The organism is Xanthobacter sediminis (assembly GCF_043195015.1).
Lineage (GTDB): Bacteria > Pseudomonadota > Alphaproteobacteria > Rhizobiales > Xanthobacteraceae > Xanthobacter.
Genome location: NZ_JBAFWH010000002.1, coordinates 425,049 through 440,407, shown reverse-complemented (window position 1 = coordinate 440,407; position 15,359 = coordinate 425,049). Strand labels below are relative to the sequence as shown.

The window sequence follows — 15,359 nt, the reverse complement described above, 5'->3', positions numbered from 1 at the left end:
CGGCGCCGGAAACCTTGGAATGCGCCCGCGCGTCAGCGGATGGGCGGGGCGTACTGGATGCCGCCCATGCTCCAGAGCTGGTTGATCCCGCGGGGGATGCCGAGCTTGGAGGCGGCGCCCACGTTGCGCTCATAGCTCTCGCCGTAGTTGCCCACGGCCTTCACCACCAGCACCACGAAATCGTTGGGCAGGCCGAGGGAGGCGCCGTTGTCGCCCTCCACGCCGAGCAGGCGCTTCACGTCCGGCTTCTGCGACTTCTGCGCCTCGTCGAGATTGGCGGAGGTCACGCCCAGCTCCTCGGCATTGATCATACCGTAGAGCACCCACTTCACCACATTGAACCACTGGTCGTCGCCCTGGCGCACCACGGGGCCGAGCGGCTCCTTGGAGATGACGTCGGGCAGCACGATGTGGTCGGCCGGCTTGGCCATGTTGAGGCGCAGGGCATAGAGCTGCGACACGTCGGTGGTGAGGGTGTCGCACTTGCCCGATTCGTAGGCCTTCACCAGCTCCTCGGAGTTGGGCAGCGTGATCAGCTCCAGCTCCATGCCGTTGGCCTTGAAGTAGTCCTGCGTGTTGCCCACCGCGGTGGTGCCTTCCTGCACGCAGACCTTCGACTTGCCCAGCTCCAGGGCCGAGGTGATCTTGCGCTGGTCGCGCACCAGGAAGCCCTGGCCGTCGTAATAGGAGATGCCGGCGAACAGCAGGCCGAGCTTGCCTTCCCGGTCCAGCGTCCAGGTGGAGTTGCGCGAGAGCAGGTCCACCTGCCCCTTCTGCAGGGCGGGGAAGCGTTCCTCCGCCGAGAGAGGCACGAACTTCACCTTGTCGCCGCTGCCGAGCACGGCGGCAGCCACCGCGCGGCACAGGTCCACGTCGAAGCCGCTCCACTGCCCCTTGGCGTCGGCCGCCGAGAAGCCCGGCAGGCCCTTCGACACGCCGCAGATAAGCTCGCCGCGGTCCTTCACGGTCTTCAGGGTCTGCGACGGCGCCACAGTCTCGGCCGAGGCGCCGGTGGCCGCGAGCGCGACCGCGCCGGCCAGAAGGGCCAGTAACTTCTTCATGAATGCCCCCGGTTCAGGAGAAGGGAGAAAAGGAAAAGGGCCACCCTCAGAGGGTGGCCTGCTGGCGCACGATGACCTTCGTGCCCACCGGCACGCGCTGGTAGAGGTCGATGATGTCGGAGTTCACGAGGCGGAAGCAGCCCGAGGACACCGCATAGCCGATGGTCTGCGGCTGGTTGGTGCCGTGGATGCGGTAGACCGTGCCGCCGATGTAGAGCGCGCGGGCGCCCATGGGGTTGCCGGGGCCACCGGCCATGAAGCGCGGCAGGTAGGGCTGGCGCTCGATCATCTCGGACGGCGGGCGCCAGTCAGGCCATTCGGCCTTGCGCTCGATGCTCTTCAGGCCCGACCACTGGAAGCCGTCGCGGCCGACGCCGATGCCGTAGCGGATGGCGCGGTTGTCGCCCTGGACGAGATAAAGGAAGCGCTCGTTGGTGCTGATGATGATGGTGCCCGGCGGCTCGGTGGTGCGGAAATACACCGGCTGGCGACGGAAGGCGGGGTCCATCTGGGCCTCGTCGTCATCGGGAGGCACGTAGCCGGGCTGGTCGCCGATATCCATGGTGGCGCCGGGGGTACCGCGCGGCGCCGTCTGCGCATGGCCCGCGCTCACGCCGGCCAGCAGGCCAGCCTGAAGCAGGGCGGCGAAGGTCAAGGTCTTGAAGGTCGAGGAAATCATGCCCGCCTCATCTGTCGCGTCCCTTCGGGAGCAGACGTTGTCACCGGGTTCGGCTTAAGCGCGGCTTAACGCCGGCCGTTCCCGTCACTCAGCCCCGCGCATGGGCCATGCCCCTTCGTCCCCGGAAGGACTCATGCGGCATGCACAACCCACATCCCCGCAATCCGATTAGCTGAGCCGCGCCCCGAGGGAAAGGGGGAGCAGCCCCCGCGAGGCGCCGCTTTCCGATCACAACCGCCTCATCGCCGAGGACAGCCGGTCCCGATCCATACGCCCGGGGCCATCTGGACGCCGCCGGCCCTTCCCCCTTAAAAGGTGCGCCCCATATGGGACACAAGCCTACCTGCGTGGTGCGCAGGAGTGGGCAGGAGGATGCTAATGATCTCGTTGACCTTCCCCGACGGCGCCAAGCGCGAATACGCCGAGGGAACCTCGGGCGCCGATATCGCGGCCCAGATCTCCAAATCCCTGGCCAAGAAGGCGGTCGCCGTCACCCTTGACGGTGAGCTGGCCGACCTTGCCGCCCCCATCGGCGCCGACGCGAAATTCGAGATCGTCACCCGCGACGACCCCCGCGCGCTGGAGCTGATCCGCCACGATTGCTCGCATGTGATGGCCGAGGCGGTGCAGGCGCTGTGGCCAGGCACCCAGGTCACCATCGGCCCGGTGATCGAGAACGGCTTCTATTACGATTTCGCCCGCAACGAGCCCTTCACCACCGAGGACCTGCCGGTGATCGAGGCGAAGATGCGCGAGATCATCGCTCGCGACCGCCCCTTCACCAAGGAAGTGTGGACCCGCGACGAGGCCAAGCGCGTCTTCGGCGAGATGGGCGAGAACTACAAGGTCGAGCTGGTGGACGCCATTCCCGCCGACCAGGACGTGAAGATCTACAAGCAGGGGGAGTGGTTCGACCTCTGCCGCGGCCCGCATTTGCCCTCCACCGGCAAGATCGGCAACGCCTTCAAGCTCATGAAGGTGGCCGGCGCCTATTGGCGCGGTGACAGCAACAACCCCATGCTCACCCGCATCTACGGCACAGCCTGGCACGACGAGAAGGAGCTTGCCGCCTATCTCCACCGCCTGGAGGAGGCCGAGAAGCGCGACCATCGCCGCCTCGGCCGGGAGATGGACCTGTTCCACTTCCAGGAGGAAGGCCCCGGCACCGTGTTCTGGCACCCCAAGGGCTGGACCCTGTTCCAGGAACTGGTGGCCTATATGCGCCGCCGGCTTAAGGCCGACTATAGCGAAGTCAACGCCCCCCAGGTGCTTGACGCCGGCCTGTGGGAGACCTCCGGCCACTGGGGCTGGTACAAGGAGAACATGTTCAAGGTGCAGTCCGCGGGCGACGAGACCAAGGACGAGCGCGTGTTCGCCCTGAAGCCCATGAACTGCCCCGGCCATGTGCAGATCTTCAAGCATGGCCTGAAGAGCTACCGCGACCTGCCCATGCGCCTCGCCGAGTTCGGCGCGGTGCATCGCTACGAGCCCTCGGGCGCGCTGCACGGGCTCATGCGCGTGCGCGGCTTCACCCAGGACGACGCCCACATCTTCTGCACCGAGGAGCAGATGGCGGCCGAGTGCCTGAAGATCAACGACCTGATCCTCTCCACCTATGCCGATTTCGGATTCGAGGAGATCATCGTGAAGCTCTCCACGCGCCCCGACAAGCGCGTGGGCTCGGACGCCGTGTGGGATCACGCCGAGGAGGTGATGACCCGCGTGCTCAAGCAGATCGAGGAGGCTTCCGGCGGCCGCATCAAGACCGGCATCCTGCCGGGCGAGGGCGCCTTCTACGGGCCGAAGTTCGAATACACCCTGCGGGATGCCATCGGCCGCGAATGGCAGTGCGGCACCACGCAGGTGGACTTCAACCTGCCGGAGCGCTTCGGCGCCTTCTACGTGGACGCCGACGGCCAGAAGAAGACGCCGGTGATGATCCACCGCGCCATCTGCGGCTCCATGGAGCGCTTCACCGGCATCCTGATCGAGCACTTCGCCGGGCACTTCCCGCTCTGGCTCGCGCCCGCCCAGATGGTGGTGGCCACCATCACCTCCGAGGCCGATGCCTACGCCGAGGAAGTGGTGGCACGGCTGAAGGCGGCGGGCCTGCGCGCCGAAGTGGATCTTCGCAACGAGAAGATCAACCTCAAGGTGCGCGAACATTCGCTGGCCAAGGTTCCGGTGCTGCTGGTGGCGGGCAAGAAGGAAGCGGCCGAGCGCACGCTCTCCATCCGCCGCCTGGGCTCCAACGCCCAGGAGAGCGGGAGCCTCGACCAGGTGCTCGCCGCCCTGAGCGAGGAGGCCGTGCCGCCGGACCTGAAGCGCAAGGCAAGCCTTGCGAGCGCAGCAACCTGAGCGAAACGCTTCGCCGACCCAAAAAAGACCCCCGGAGCCATGCTCCGGGGGTCTTTTTACATGCGGAAGTTCTGATTCCGCCCGGCAGCCTCCAGGGCTGGGCCATTCCGGAGCGGACCACGATTTTCGCCCATGCGCAGCATGCCGCAGCCTTCGGAAAGGCAGGCCTCGAACCACGCGGATCTGCGGGCAAGACACGCCAAGACCGCCGCCTGCCTTCCGGCGCCAAGCTCATACGGCCTCTGGGAACAACGCGAACGGCCTCGCCTTTGCGGTCGGCCGCCGGCGCTCAGCTACTGCTCCTTCTCGAGGGTCCTGAAATAGGCCGCGAGGTCCTCAGCCTGGGCGCGGGTCAGGGAAACCTGGGGCATCTGCGGGTGGGGGGAGAGAAGGCGGAAGGCGATCCATTCCGCGGAGGGATCGAGCGCCCGGCGCACGATGGAAGCGAAGGGCGGCGCATCGCTCTGCGCCCGTTCCTGACCGCGCTCAACCACGTGGCAGCTCGCGCACCATGTCTGCGCGATCACGTGCCCCGAGGCGGCATCTCCGCCCGCCATCGCCCTGCCCTCCCCGGCGAGAACCGAAACGAATACAACGGCCGCCGCCAGCAGGCCGGATACAGGACGCAGGGAACGGATCACGGGCCTCGCCTTTCGCTGGGTCGCTTTCAAAAAGTGATGATGCGCTATTGCATCATCACTTCCAAGTTCTGGTCCTTGCCCGCCTCCACCTTGAAGTCGCGGCTGAAATTCTTGCCATCATGGCGCCCGATGGCGGTGTAGTCCCCCTCCGAGAGCACGAAGGTGGGAAAGGCGCCGATGGATTCCTTGATGGTGTCGCCGCCTGGGGTGATGACGGTCCACTGTGTATCGGGCTGCGCCTCCCCGCCCTTGGCCTTCACCAGCTTCAGCATCACCTGCGCGGCGCGGTGGTGCATGGTGGCATCGGTGAGCTTGCCGGGCGCCACGTTCACGTCGGCGCGCACCACCGCGTTGGCATCGCCATAGGTGGACACCACATGGTAGGTGCCCTCAGGCAGCAGGATCACCTCGCCAGCCCCCGCGCCGCGGTAATAGGGCTGGCTCGAAGCGCGCCCCTGCAGGAACGAGCCTTCGTAAATGTCGAAGGTGAGCTTCTGCGCGGCGATGGCGTGGTTCTCCACATCCGCCTGGAGGCGCAGTCCACCCGCCGGCAGCGCGAATGCCTCGCGCCGCGAAACCGCACCCACCGCAACCCGCTGCGCCGTGGTGGCGAGCCCATAGGTGACATGCACGATGTAGCCGCCAGGGCTGAGGAAAAAGACCGGCGCCGCTTCCGCGCTTTCCGCCACCAGCGCAAAGGCGCCGGTGCTTTCCGGCTGGTCCGCGAACACGCGCCACACCAGCCCACGCTGCACCGGAGCCCCCTCCTCGCCGAAGCGGGCGAACACGCCAAGCGCAGCCTTGCCGGGCGGCGCGCTGGGCAGCAGCGCATGGGGCTCGCGCGAGCCCGCGGCAGGCGCGCTTCCCGCGCCGGGCGCCAGCACGGGAGAGCGCGCGCCGGGGCCAGCAGGCGGGGCCGCGAAGGGGCCAGCCTGTGGCACCGCGCCTGTCGAGCCCAGAAATTGCATGCTTTGCGCACCCGCCGGCATGCTCCAAGACAAAGCCGCCGCGAGAGCGAGCGCCACGTGGACCAGCGGCCTGCCGGCCGGGCCGGAGCTGCGGAAAAGACGCCGGAACAGGGGAGCGAAGCAGGTCATCGCCTTGAGGTGCACAAAATTCGGGGCGGTTTCAAGTCGCCGCCGCCGTACCGCTGCGGAAGTGCGGCGCGGCAACGGCGCGCTTTCGCCCCATGCCCCATGCCCTTTATAGATCGGCCAGACCCGCCGGCTCGCAGCCGGCTACCAGCGAAGGCCCCTCGCCCCATGCCCGACGCCATTGAGCTCCTGAGCACGCGCCGCTCCTCCCGCATCATGGACCTCCAGGAGCCCGCCCCCTCCGCGCAGGAACTGGACACCATCCTCACGATCGCCGCGCGCGTGCCCGATCATGGCAAGCTCGCGCCCTGGCGCTTCATTGTGTTTGAGGGAGAAGGCCGCGCCCGCGCCGGCGAGGCCCTGGCCCGCGTGCTCGCCGCCAAGGACGGCGAGGCCAGCGAAAAGCGGCTGGAGGAGGAGCGCGCCCGCTTCCTGCGGGTGCCGCTGGTGGTGGGCGTGATCTCCACCGCGGCGCCCCATGTGAAGATCCCCGAGTGGGAGCAGCTTCTCTCGGCGGCGGCCTGCTGCCAGAACATGCTGCTGGCGACGCTCGCGCTCGGCTACGGCGCCACCTGGATCAGCGAATGGCCGACCTATGACGCCGACGCGCGCGCGGCCCTGGGGCTGGCCGCCCACGAGCGCGTGGCCGGCTTCATCTACATCGGCATGCCGGCGCAGAAGATGGAGGATCGCCCGCGGCCGGACCTTTCGCGGATCGTCACCCGGTTCTGAGCCGGGGATCAGCGCTGTCCGGAATGGCGGTAGCAATCCACCAGGTGGTCATCCACGAGGCCGCAGGCCTGCATGGCAGCATAAACGATGGTGGGTCCGCAGAACTTGAAGCCCAGCCCCTTCAGCCGCTTGGAGAGCGCACGCGATTCGGGCGTCTCGGCCTGGGCTTCGGAGAGGTGCCGCAGGTGGTTCACCCGCCGTTCGCCGCCCACCGCCTCCCACATCAAGTCTGAGAAGGAGATCCCCTTCTCCCGCAGGTCGAGATAGGCGCGGGCGGAGAGCACCGCGCCCTCGATCTTGGCGCGGTTGCGCACGATGCCGGCGTTCTGCATCAACACCTCCACCCTGGCGGCGTCGTAGCGCGCGATAAGCTCCGGCTCGAAGCCGTCGAAGGCGCGGCGGAAGTTCTCCCGCTTGCGCAGGATCGTGATCCAGGCGAGGCCGGCCTGGAAGCCATCGAGCAGCAGCTTCTCGAACAGCGCCCGGCTATCACGCTCCGGCACGCCCCACTCCTGGTCGTGGTAGGCGACATAGAGCGGGTCGGTGCCGCACCACGGGCAGCGCAGCCGCCCGTCATCGTGCGCAATAGCCTCGCCGATGCCCATCAGCTTTGCGTTTTCTTGAACTTGGCGTCGAGAGCGCTCGTCTTGCGCTCCCATTCCAGCGGAAACTCGGCCCAGTCCGGCGCCTTCAGCTCCACTTCCGCGCCGGCCACGGTGAGGGGAACGCCCTCGGCCCTGGCATCGGTGGCGCGATCGAGGCGCACGCTGGCGATGGCCTTTGCCCCGGCCACGGACGACAGGCGCCCGATGCCCCTTTCGCCGGCCATGATCTCGGCCCCGACCTCGGCCGGAGCGGGCAGAACCACCTCCACGAGGCGGTTGCGGGCAGTCGTGCGGTGCTCCATGCGGCTCACCACCTCCTGGCCCACATAGCAGCCCTTCTTGAAATCCACGCCGCCGAGCTGGTCCATGTCGGCCTCGTGGGGGAAAGTCTCGCCATAGGGAAAGTCGACGCCGCCCTTGGGAATACCGAGGCCGATGCGGTGCGCCTCATAGGTGTCGAGATCGGCGGGCAGCCCCTCGGCCACCACACGCGGCAACACCAGCCGGCGCCCGAGGGCGGCAAGGCGGGGGTCCGCGAAGGCAGCCCCCTCCGGCACCACCTCCGTCTCACCGAACATGGCGGCGACGGCGAGATCGCCGGCCTTCTCGAACGCCACCTTGGCCCGCAGCCGATGGAAGGTGAGGCGCTTCAGCAGGTCGTCTGCCTGCACGGCGGGAACATCGAGGAGAAAGCTCTCCTCCCCGTCCCGATAGATGAGGAAATCGGAGAGAATCTTGCCCTGCGGGAACAGCAGAGCGCCGTAGCGCGCATCGCCCACCGCCATGGTGGCGACGTTGCAGGTGATGACGCCGTGGAGGAACTTGGCCGTTTCCGGGCCGGATGCGCGAATGAGGGCACGATCGGTCAAATGAACGACGGGCATGGGACCGTCCTTTCTGAAGCAATCCCCAAGATGTAAGCCGAGCGCCCCGGCCCCTCAAGTGCGCCCCGCCGCGCCCGCCATCCGCGCCGCGCGGGATGCTTGAGGAAAACCCGCCCCTTCGCCGCTTGCCACGCGCGCCCCCAGGGGCTTGAGTGGGGCGACCTCATCTCATCGCCGTGCCATGACCCTGCCTCCTCCCCGCATCCTGAACGCCCGCGACCGCGCCATCCCGCTCGGCCCGCGCACCCTCGTCATGGGCATCCTCAACGTGACGCCCGATTCGTTTTCCGACGGCGGCCGCAGCGCCCGGCCCGACGACGCCCTCTCCAATGCCCGGCGGCTGGTGGCAGAGGGCGCCGACATCCTCGACGTGGGCGGCGAATCCACCCGCCCCGGCCACACGCCGGTGCCGGCGGACGCCGAATGGGCCCGCCTCGCGACGGTGTTGCCCGCGCTGGCGGCGGAGATGCCGGTTCCCATCTCGGTGGATACCTACAAGGCCGAGGTTGCGGAAAAGGCGCTGAGGGCCGGCGCGCACATCGTCAACGACGTGTGGGGCTTCGCCCATGACCCCGACATGGCGCGCGTGGTGGCGGACCACGACGCGGCGGCGGTGGTGATGCACAATCGCGCCGAGGTGGACGAGACACTCGACATCGTCGCCGACATGCTCGCCTTTTTCGAAGTAGCCCTGGAGAAGGCCGAGCGGGCGGGCGTGAAGCGCGAGAAGATCGTGCTCGATCCCGGCATCGGCTTCGGCAAGACCTTTCCGCAGAACCTCGCCGCCATCCGCCGGCTCGACGAGCTGCGGGTGCTGGGCCTGCCGATTTTGCTCGGCACCTCCCGCAAGTCCCTCATCGGCAAGGTGATCGAGACCACGCCCGCCGAGCGCCTGCCGGGCACCATCGCCTCCAACGTCATCGGCATCATGGCGGGGGTGGAGATCATCCGCGTCCATGATGTCGCCGCCCACGTGCAGGCGGCGCGCGTCGCGGAAGCCATCCGGGATGCCTCATGAACGCAGAGACGGCCTATCTGTGCCTCGGCTCCAACGTGGGCGACCGGGCGGGAACCCTCGGCCTGGCCCTCGGCGTGCTGGCGCGGGCGGGGCTCACCATCCGCGCCCGCTCGGCGCTCTACGAAACGCCGCCCTGGGGCCCGGTGCCGCAGGGGCCGTACCTCAACCAGGTGGTGGCGGTGGAAACCCCGGTGGGCGCGCGCAGCCTCCTGTTCCTGTGCCTGCTGGTGGAGCGGATGCTGGGGCGCGACCGCGGCCGCGAGGTGCGTTTCGGCCCTCGGCGCATCGATATCGACATCCTGCTCCATGGCCGCGCGAAGGTGGCCGAGCCGGATCTGGAGATTCCCCACCCCCGCCTGCTGGAACGGGCGTTCGCCCTGGTGCCGCTGGTGGAAATCGCGCCTGACATCGTTATCTCGGGCACGCGTGCGGCCGATGCCCTGGCCCGGCTCGACGCGAGCGGCATCCGCGCCTTCGCCGGCTGAAGCTCCGCACACGCGCAGGCTCCCGGATCACACTCGAAAGGGCGCTGCCCAGACAAAAAAGCCCCCGCGCCGAGAGACGACGCGGGGGTCGGAGGTTTCCTGAAACGTGTGCGCGGGCGCTAATTGATGGAGCCGGTGAACTTGTCCACCTGCCGCTTCGCCTCGTCCTTGGCGAGCCCGTAGCGCTCCTGGATCTTGCCTTCGAGGGCCTCGCGCTGGCCCGCGATCTGGCTGAGGTCATCATCGGTCAGCTTGCCCCACTGGGCCTTCACATGGCCGGAGAGCTGCTTCCAGTTCCCCTCGATGCGATCCCAATTCATCGGCTTCTCCTCCTCTGTTGTGCGGGCGGCGGCCACCACGGCGCGGCCATGCCCGCCCGCCGTTCAGGCGCGGCCCGGAGGCGTCGCGCCGAATGTCCGGCAGCGGGGAGGAAGCCCACGCGCCGCCGGGTCGAAGTGGAAATTTGCCTGGACAACGCCCGCGGACCATGCCGAGTTCCGTTGCAATGCGAAGACGAGGCCGGCCCAGGCTGGCCACACCGGAGAAGAAGCACGATGACGGCTGCGCGTGTGCTGGACGATGCGAAGCTCGCCGAAGGGGTCGCAAGGGGCGAGCGCGCCGCGCTGGCGCGGGCCATCACCCTCGTCGAATCGCGCCGCGCCGACCACCGCGCCCGCGCCCAGGCATTGCTCCAGTCGCTTCTGCCGCGCACGGGCGGGGCCTTCCGGGTGGGCATCACCGGCGTGCCGGGGGTCGGCAAGTCCACCACCATCGACGCGCTCGGCACCCACCTCACGGGCCTCGGCCACAAGGTGGCGGTGCTGGCGGTGGACCCCTCCTCCAGCCGCACCGGCGGCTCCATCCTCGGCGACAAGACCCGCATGGCCCGCCTTTCCATGGACGAGCGCGCCTTCATCCGCCCCTCCCCCTCCAGCGGCACCCTGGGCGGCATCGCCGCCAAGACGCGCGAGACCATGCTGCTGTGCGAGGCTGCCGGCTTCGACGTGGTGCTGGTGGAAACCGTCGGCGTCGGCCAGTCCGAGACCGCGGTGGCCGACCTCACCGACACCTTCCTCGTGCTGATGCTGCCCGGCGCGGGCGACGAACTGCAGGGCATCAAGAAGGGCGTGCTGGAGCTCGCCGACATCGTCGCCGTGAACAAGGCCGACGGCGACAACATCGTCCGCGCACGAGCCGCCGCCAGCGAATATCGCGCGGCGCTCCACCTCCTGGGCGCCCGGCAGGCCCACTGGTCGCCGCCGGTGCTCACCTATTCCGCCCTCACCGGCGACGGCATCGCCGAAGTATGGGCGCAGGTGGTACTGCACCGGCAGAAATGCGAGGCCGCCGGCGCCTTCGCCGCCACCCGGCAGGCCCAGCAGGTGCGCTGGATGTGGACCCTGCTCAATGAACGGCTTGCCGAGAAGGTGTCCTGCGACCCTGGCGTGAAGGCCCGGCTGCCGGCGCTGGAGCGCGAGGTGGCCGCCGGCACCCTCGCGCCCGCGCTCGCAGCGGCCGAGATCGCCCACCTCATCGGCCTCTAGGCGTCATGCCGCCGACAGTGCGCGGCGGTTCCGCGGCCGAAACCGCGAGGCGCCGGGAGTTGGGGCACATCCGAAGCTTCCGTGCGCGCGACGTCGACCGGAGGTCCGTGTGATGGCCGGGCGCCCGCGCATCCTCATCTGCGCCTTCGGGCCCTTTCCGGGCGTGCCGGTGAACCCGTCCGAGCGGCTCGGACGCACCCTAGCGCACATGCGCCGCCCGGCGCTTGCGGGCTGCGACCTCGCTCTTGAAATCCTGCCGACGCGCTGGGCGGCCCTCGGCCTGCTCGAGCGGCACCTCGACCGGCACGCGCCCGACGCGGTGCTGCTCCTTGGCGTCGCCCCGCGCCGCCGCGCCCTGTGCGTGGAGACCCGCGCGGTGAATGTCGCCGCCGACCGGCCGGATGCCGCCCGCCGGCATCCGGCCGGTCGGCGGCTGGAGGCCAAAGCGCCGCCCGTGCTGCGCACGACGGCACGGGTGCCGGCGCTGCTCGCCGCCGCGCGCGGGGCCGGCGTGCCCGTCCGCCCTTCGCGCGATGCCGGGCGCTACCTCTGCAACGCCAGCTACCTCACCGCGCTCGCACGGGCGCAGGGACGGCCCGTGGTGTTCGTGCACATTCCCGGCCGCCTGCCCGCCCGCCGCACCGCCCTGCCCCGCGCCCTCAGCGCGCTGCTCGTAGCGCTGGGGTCCCAGGCCCGGCGGCGCTGATGCGCCCACGCCAGGCATATCCAGAATTCATCCGGGAAATCCGCACGATAGCCACACTGAATTAGTGTTGAAACTCAGCAAGCACCCGCGCCCCGCCTGCCCGGCCCGGCAGACCACCGAAAAGGCTCGGATGGGCCGACGATGGCGCGCCTTTGGCCTTCTCAGGGCCGGCGCGATGGCGTAAAGCCGCCCCAACCGCCGTGACACGCTACGGACGATCCCCGTGACCATCTATCTGCCGATCGCCGAACTGCCGGTGGTCATCTTCACCGTCTTCGCCATGGGGCTCGCGGTGGGCTTCATCTCGGGGATGTTCGGGGTCGGCGGCGGCTTCCTGATGACCCCGCTGCTAATCTTCACCGGCGTGCCGGCCGCCGTGGCGGTGGCGAGCGTGTCACCCTACATGGCCGCCTCGTCCTTCTCCGGCGCCTTGTCCTACCTGCGAAAGGGCATGGTGGACCTGCCGCTGGCCGGCGTGCTGCTGATCGGCGGCCTGACCGGGACGGCGGCGGGCGTGGCGCTGTTCCTCTGGCTGCGGGTCATCGGCCAGGTGGATCTGTTCATCCACATCGCCTACACGCTGCTGCTCGGCGCCATCGGCACCATGATGCTGGTGGAAAGCGTGCGCGCCATCCGCCGCAGCCGACGGGGCGAGGCCCCACGTGTGCGCAGGCCCGGCACCCACGCCTGGTTCATGCGCCTGCCGCTGAAGATGCGCTTCCGCCGATCGCGGATCTACGTCTCCGCGATCCCCGTGGTCGGCATCGGCTTCGTCATCGGCGTGCTGGGGGCGGTTCTGGGTGTCGGCGGCGGCTTCATCCTGGTGCCCGCGCTCATCTACATGCTGCGGGTGCCGACGACCACGTCAGTCGGCACCTCGCTGGTACTCACCCTGGTCACCATGGCCGGCGCCACCGTGCTGCACGCCGAGGCCAACGGCACGGTGGATGCGGTGCTCGCTCTCGTGCTCATGATCGGCGGCACCATGGGGGCGCAGTTCGGCGCCCGCACCGGCCAGACCCTGCGTCCGGAGAACCTGCGCTTCCTCCTCGGCCTGCTGGTGCTCTCGGTAGGGCTGCGGGTGGCGGTGGACCTGGTGCGCACGCCGGCCGACCTCTACGTGGTCAACCCCATCGAGGTGCGCCGGTGAGCGCGCCGCGCCACAGCGCCCCGCTGCGAGCCGGCGTGCTGGCTCTCGCCCTCGCCTGCGGCGCGCACACCGCCACTGCTCAGGAGAACACGGCAGACCGCTTGGTGGTCTCAGTGTCGCAGCCGCAGGTGCGCATTACCTCAACCTTCACGGGTGCCGAGCTCGTGGTGTTCGGCGTCGCCGAAACCGCGCAGGACGGCGCCACGCCGGACGTGGTGGTCACGGTGCGCGGGCCGAAGCAGAGCTTCGTCACCTGGCGCAAATCCCGCGTGCTCGGCCTGTGGGTGAACGCCGACAGCCGCACCTTCATCGACGTCCCCGCCTTCCTCAGCGTGCAAGCGAGCCGCCCGGCCGAGGAGATGGCGCCGCCCGAGGTGCTCCGCGTGGAGCAGATCGGCCTTTCGCGCAACGTGCTGACACAGCTGGTCGGCCCAGACTATGCGGACGTGGTGCCGACCGACCCGTTCCGCCTCGCCTTCCTCAGGACCCGCGAGGCGGAGGACCTGTATCAGGAGAATCCGAGCGGCGTCACTTTCCTCGCGCCGCGGGTCTTCCGCGCTAATCTGACCATCCCCGGCCGGGCACCCATCGGGCGCTATGATGTCAGCGTCAAGTTGCTGCGGGAGGGCAGAGTGACCACACAAGAGCTCCAGCATTTTGAAGTCAATAGAACCGGATTTGAACAGGATATCGCCTCATTTTCCCATAATGATGCACTCATATATGGAATCGTCGTAGCCATCGGCAGCCTTATTATCGGTTTTATAGGAAATTTCCTTTTTCGAAAAGAATAGAAAATTGAAATGGTAACTTGTGACCACTTCCACCCCTAAGCGTAAAGTTGCAGTGAATGGTCTACTCGCGGGTTGATCTACGCTCGATTATCCTATCATTCTTTTTTCGCTTGAACTTCAAGCTCGATCGCGCCAAACAAACGGCCCACACGTGAGCTGAGAGCCTTTCGGCTCTCGCAGCTTCGGGTACCAAGCCCTGACCGGTGCCCGTAGGGGCGGGACGGTGCCTTCCGGCACCGTCCCGCATCCCCGAGACCTCCCCTCTTCAGCTCCCGCCAAGGCATCGCGCCCGGCGCCTCTGAGCTGAAATGCGCAGCGAGGCGCATTTCGCGTTTCAATGCCGCGCAAAAATGCTCTAGAGCCGGAACCCTGTATAACCGCACGCGCACGCTGGAACTGGAGGCCGAGTTGGCTGGCAGCATCGCCATTACCGTCGAGGACGGCATCGCCCGTCTGGTCCTGTCGAATCCCAAGCGGCGCAACGCCATTTCGAGCGGCATGTGGCAGGCGCTTGCGGCGTTCGCCACAGAGGCCGCACGCCGGCACGACATCCGCGTCGCCATCCTACGCGGCGAGGGCGCGCTCGCCTTTTCCGGCGGCGCGGACATCTCCGACTTCGACTCCGCCCGTTCCGACGCCTCCGGCGCGCAGAGCTACGACGACATCGTGGAGAGCGCCTGCGCGGCCATCGAGGCGCTTGCCTTCCCCACCCTCGCGCTCATCCACGGCGCCTGCGTGGGCGCGGGCGCGGCGCTGGCCTCGAGCTGCGACCTGCGCATCGCGGCCGATGACTCTTTTTTCGCCATCCCCGCCGCGCGCCTCGGCCTGGGCTATGACCCGCGCGGCCTCCCGCGCCTGCTGCGCGTGTTCGGCGGCCAGGGCACCCGGCAACTCTTCTTTACCGCAGACAGGCTCGCCGCCGCGCGCGCCCACGAGATGGGCGCCATCGACGCGCTCGCCCCTGCAGGCGAGGTGGAGGCGGCCGCCGACAAGCTCGCGCTGCGCATGGCGGAAAACGCCCCGCTGACGCTCAAGGCCGCGAAGCTTTCCATCCGCGCCGCCGAGAGCGCGCATAGCGCCCTGCTAGCGGAGGCCAAGCGCGCCACCGGCACCGCCAATGCCAGCGCCGATTACCGCGAGGGCCGCCTCGCCTTCGCCGAAAAGCGTGCCCCGCGCTTCACCGGAGCCTGATCCGCCTGCGCCTTCCGTCTCTTGACGGCAGGCGCAGCACGCTTTGGATATGTCGCACACCGCATTGGACAGGATGAGACGCGGACGATATTGTCCGCCGCCTCCGGTCTTGGGGCGTAGCCAAGTGGTAAGGCAGGGGATTTTGATTCCCCCATTCCCAGGTTCGAATCCTGGCGCCCCAGCCAGCTTCTGGATCCAAAATCAGCTCACCGCGCAAGACATCGCCGCCGCCCACGGGGTGGCCCCTGAGACGCACCAGAATTGGCCAGCGCGGCTTCGCTCGAGCTTTCCCTCTGGCAGGATCGAGCTGACCGCGCTCCTACGGCACTGACGAGCACTCTCGCAGCCTTCAACCAGCCACCTTCTGCGACGCCTCCCGGCCGCTGTAATCGCGTTGACCAATAGCCGGCGAGGCTC

At 68.5% G+C, this 15,359-nt stretch carries 16 protein-coding genes and 1 tRNA gene; 10 read left to right on the top strand and 7 right to left on the bottom strand.

Translation table 11 applies throughout. From position 1 onward, the window contains the following. Positions 1 to 32 precede the first annotated feature (32 nt). Together V5F61_RS03970 and V5F61_RS03965 are read right to left on the bottom strand one after the other, a co-directional pair. Positions 33 to 1,061 carry an amino acid ABC transporter substrate-binding protein gene (locus tag V5F61_RS03970; protein WP_393990229.1) on the bottom strand — a complete coding sequence of 343 codons (1,029 nt, stop codon included), beginning with the start codon at positions 1,059 to 1,061 and terminating at the stop codon, positions 33 to 35. 46 nt (positions 1,062 to 1,107) lie between these two features. Then, complete coding sequence (locus tag V5F61_RS03965) at positions 1,108 to 1,740, bottom strand: L,D-transpeptidase (protein WP_393990230.1); 633 nt, start codon at positions 1,738 to 1,740, stop codon at positions 1,108 to 1,110. Positions 1,741 to 2,118: 378 nt separating this feature from the next. Between V5F61_RS03965 and thrS the strand changes: the two genes are divergently transcribed. Continuing rightward, positions 2,119 to 4,098 (top strand): threonine--tRNA ligase, encoded by a 1,980-nt coding sequence (gene thrS / locus V5F61_RS03960; RefSeq protein ID WP_393990231.1) that lies wholly within the window; start codon positions 2,119 to 2,121, stop codon positions 4,096 to 4,098. A gap of 293 nt (positions 4,099 to 4,391) precedes the next feature. Here thrS and V5F61_RS03955 read toward each other — a convergent pair whose 3' ends face one another. Continuing rightward, positions 4,392 to 4,739, bottom strand: a complete 348-nt coding sequence (locus tag V5F61_RS03955) for a c-type cytochrome (protein ID WP_393990232.1) — start codon at positions 4,737 to 4,739, stop codon at positions 4,392 to 4,394. 44 nt (positions 4,740 to 4,783) lie between these two features. Continuing rightward, complete coding sequence (locus V5F61_RS03950; RefSeq protein WP_393990233.1) at positions 4,784 to 5,707, bottom strand: hypothetical protein; 924 nt, start codon at positions 5,705 to 5,707, stop codon at positions 4,784 to 4,786. A gap of 294 nt (positions 5,708 to 6,001) precedes the next feature. On the opposite strand from V5F61_RS03950, the gene V5F61_RS03945 reads away from it, so the two are divergent. After that, positions 6,002 to 6,565 carry a nitroreductase family protein gene (locus tag V5F61_RS03945; RefSeq protein ID WP_393990234.1) on the top strand — a complete coding sequence of 188 codons (564 nt, stop codon included), beginning with the start codon at positions 6,002 to 6,004 and terminating at the stop codon, positions 6,563 to 6,565. Positions 6,566 to 6,573: 8 nt separating this feature from the next. Here V5F61_RS03945 and V5F61_RS03940 read toward each other — a convergent pair whose 3' ends face one another. Together V5F61_RS03940 and ygfZ are read right to left on the bottom strand one after the other, a co-directional pair. Next, positions 6,574 to 7,170, bottom strand: coding sequence for a DNA-3-methyladenine glycosylase I (locus V5F61_RS03940; protein WP_393990235.1), 597 nt, complete (start codon positions 7,168 to 7,170; stop codon positions 6,574 to 6,576). Further along, a complete protein-coding gene (gene ygfZ / locus V5F61_RS03935; RefSeq protein WP_393990236.1) occupies positions 7,170 to 8,054 on the bottom strand; it encodes a CAF17-like 4Fe-4S cluster assembly/insertion protein YgfZ in 885 nt (294 codons plus the stop codon). The genes V5F61_RS03940 and ygfZ overlap by 1 nt, the downstream gene beginning before the upstream one ends. A gap of 181 nt (positions 8,055 to 8,235) precedes the next feature. Here ygfZ and folP point away from each other — a divergent pair, with 181 nt between their 5' ends. Together folP and folK are read left to right on the top strand one after the other, a co-directional pair. After that, positions 8,236 to 9,072, top strand: a complete 837-nt coding sequence (folP, locus tag V5F61_RS03930) for a dihydropteroate synthase (RefSeq protein WP_393990237.1) — start codon at positions 8,236 to 8,238, stop codon at positions 9,070 to 9,072. Further along, positions 9,069 to 9,557, top strand: a complete 489-nt coding sequence (gene folK, locus V5F61_RS03925; protein ID WP_393990238.1) for a 2-amino-4-hydroxy-6-hydroxymethyldihydropteridine diphosphokinase — start codon at positions 9,069 to 9,071, stop codon at positions 9,555 to 9,557. Before folP ends, folK begins: the two co-directional genes overlap by 4 nt. A gap of 119 nt (positions 9,558 to 9,676) precedes the next feature. Here folK and V5F61_RS03920 read toward each other — a convergent pair whose 3' ends face one another. Further along, positions 9,677 to 9,877 (bottom strand): CsbD family protein, encoded by a 201-nt coding sequence (locus tag V5F61_RS03920; protein ID WP_393990239.1) that lies wholly within the window; start codon positions 9,875 to 9,877, stop codon positions 9,677 to 9,679. A 234-nt stretch (positions 9,878 to 10,111) separates the two neighbouring features. On the opposite strand from V5F61_RS03920, the gene meaB reads away from it, so the two are divergent. The 6 genes from meaB (at position 10,112) to V5F61_RS03890 (ending at position 15,127) form a co-directional block, all read left to right on the top strand. Next, entirely contained in the window at positions 10,112 to 11,101 is a 990-nt protein-coding gene (gene meaB / locus V5F61_RS03915) for a methylmalonyl Co-A mutase-associated GTPase MeaB (RefSeq protein ID WP_393990240.1), read from the top strand. Positions 11,102 to 11,213: 112 nt separating this feature from the next. After that, complete coding sequence (locus tag V5F61_RS03910) at positions 11,214 to 11,807, top strand: pyroglutamyl-peptidase I (RefSeq protein ID WP_394104005.1); 594 nt, start codon at positions 11,214 to 11,216, stop codon at positions 11,805 to 11,807. Positions 11,808 to 12,030: 223 nt separating this feature from the next. Beyond that, positions 12,031 to 12,957 carry a sulfite exporter TauE/SafE family protein gene (locus V5F61_RS03905; protein ID WP_393987448.1) on the top strand — a complete coding sequence of 309 codons (927 nt, stop codon included), beginning with the start codon at positions 12,031 to 12,033 and terminating at the stop codon, positions 12,955 to 12,957. Further along, positions 12,954 to 13,751, top strand: a complete 798-nt coding sequence (locus tag V5F61_RS03900) for a TIGR02186 family protein (RefSeq protein WP_393987447.1) — start codon at positions 12,954 to 12,956, stop codon at positions 13,749 to 13,751. The genes V5F61_RS03905 and V5F61_RS03900 overlap by 4 nt, the downstream gene beginning before the upstream one ends. A 408-nt stretch (positions 13,752 to 14,159) precedes the next feature. Further along, on the top strand, positions 14,160 to 14,942 hold the full coding sequence (locus V5F61_RS03895) for an enoyl-CoA hydratase-related protein (protein WP_393987446.1): 783 nt from the start codon (positions 14,160 to 14,162) through the stop codon (positions 14,940 to 14,942). Between the two features lie 110 nt (positions 14,943 to 15,052). Further along, a tRNA-Gln gene (locus tag V5F61_RS03890) sits at positions 15,053 to 15,127 on the top strand. Positions 15,128 to 15,359: the final 232 nt, after the last annotated feature.

Bases quoted from the DNA above. Each gene is read 5' to 3' on its own strand.
- V5F61_RS03970 (WP_393990229.1), bottom strand. From the start codon at position 1,061: ATGAAGAAGTTACTGGCCCTTCTGGCCGGCGCGGTCGCGCTCGCGGCC.
- V5F61_RS03965 (WP_393990230.1), bottom strand. From the start codon at position 1,740: ATGATTTCCTCGACCTTCAAGACCTTGACCTTCGCCGCCCTGCTTCAG.
- thrS (WP_393990231.1), top strand. From the start codon at position 2,119: ATGATCTCGTTGACCTTCCCCGACGGCGCCAAGCGCGAATACGCCGAG.
- V5F61_RS03950 (WP_393990233.1), bottom strand. From the start codon at position 5,707: ATGCAATTTCTGGGCTCGACAGGCGCGGTGCCACAGGCTGGCCCCTTC.
- V5F61_RS03945 (WP_393990234.1), top strand. From the start codon at position 6,002: ATGCCCGACGCCATTGAGCTCCTGAGCACGCGCCGCTCCTCCCGCATC.
- V5F61_RS03940 (WP_393990235.1), bottom strand. From the start codon at position 7,170: ATGGGCATCGGCGAGGCTATTGCGCACGATGACGGGCGGCTGCGCTGC.
- ygfZ (WP_393990236.1), bottom strand. From the start codon at position 8,054: ATGCCCGTCGTTCATTTGACCGATCGTGCCCTCATTCGCGCATCCGGC.
- folP (WP_393990237.1), top strand. From the start codon at position 8,236: ATGACCCTGCCTCCTCCCCGCATCCTGAACGCCCGCGACCGCGCCATC.
- folK (WP_393990238.1), top strand. From the start codon at position 9,069: ATGAACGCAGAGACGGCCTATCTGTGCCTCGGCTCCAACGTGGGCGAC.
- V5F61_RS03920 (WP_393990239.1), bottom strand. From the start codon at position 9,877: ATGAATTGGGATCGCATCGAGGGGAACTGGAAGCAGCTCTCCGGCCAT.
- meaB (WP_393990240.1), top strand. From the start codon at position 10,112: ATGACGGCTGCGCGTGTGCTGGACGATGCGAAGCTCGCCGAAGGGGTC.
- V5F61_RS03910 (WP_394104005.1), top strand. From the start codon at position 11,214: ATGGCCGGGCGCCCGCGCATCCTCATCTGCGCCTTCGGGCCCTTTCCG.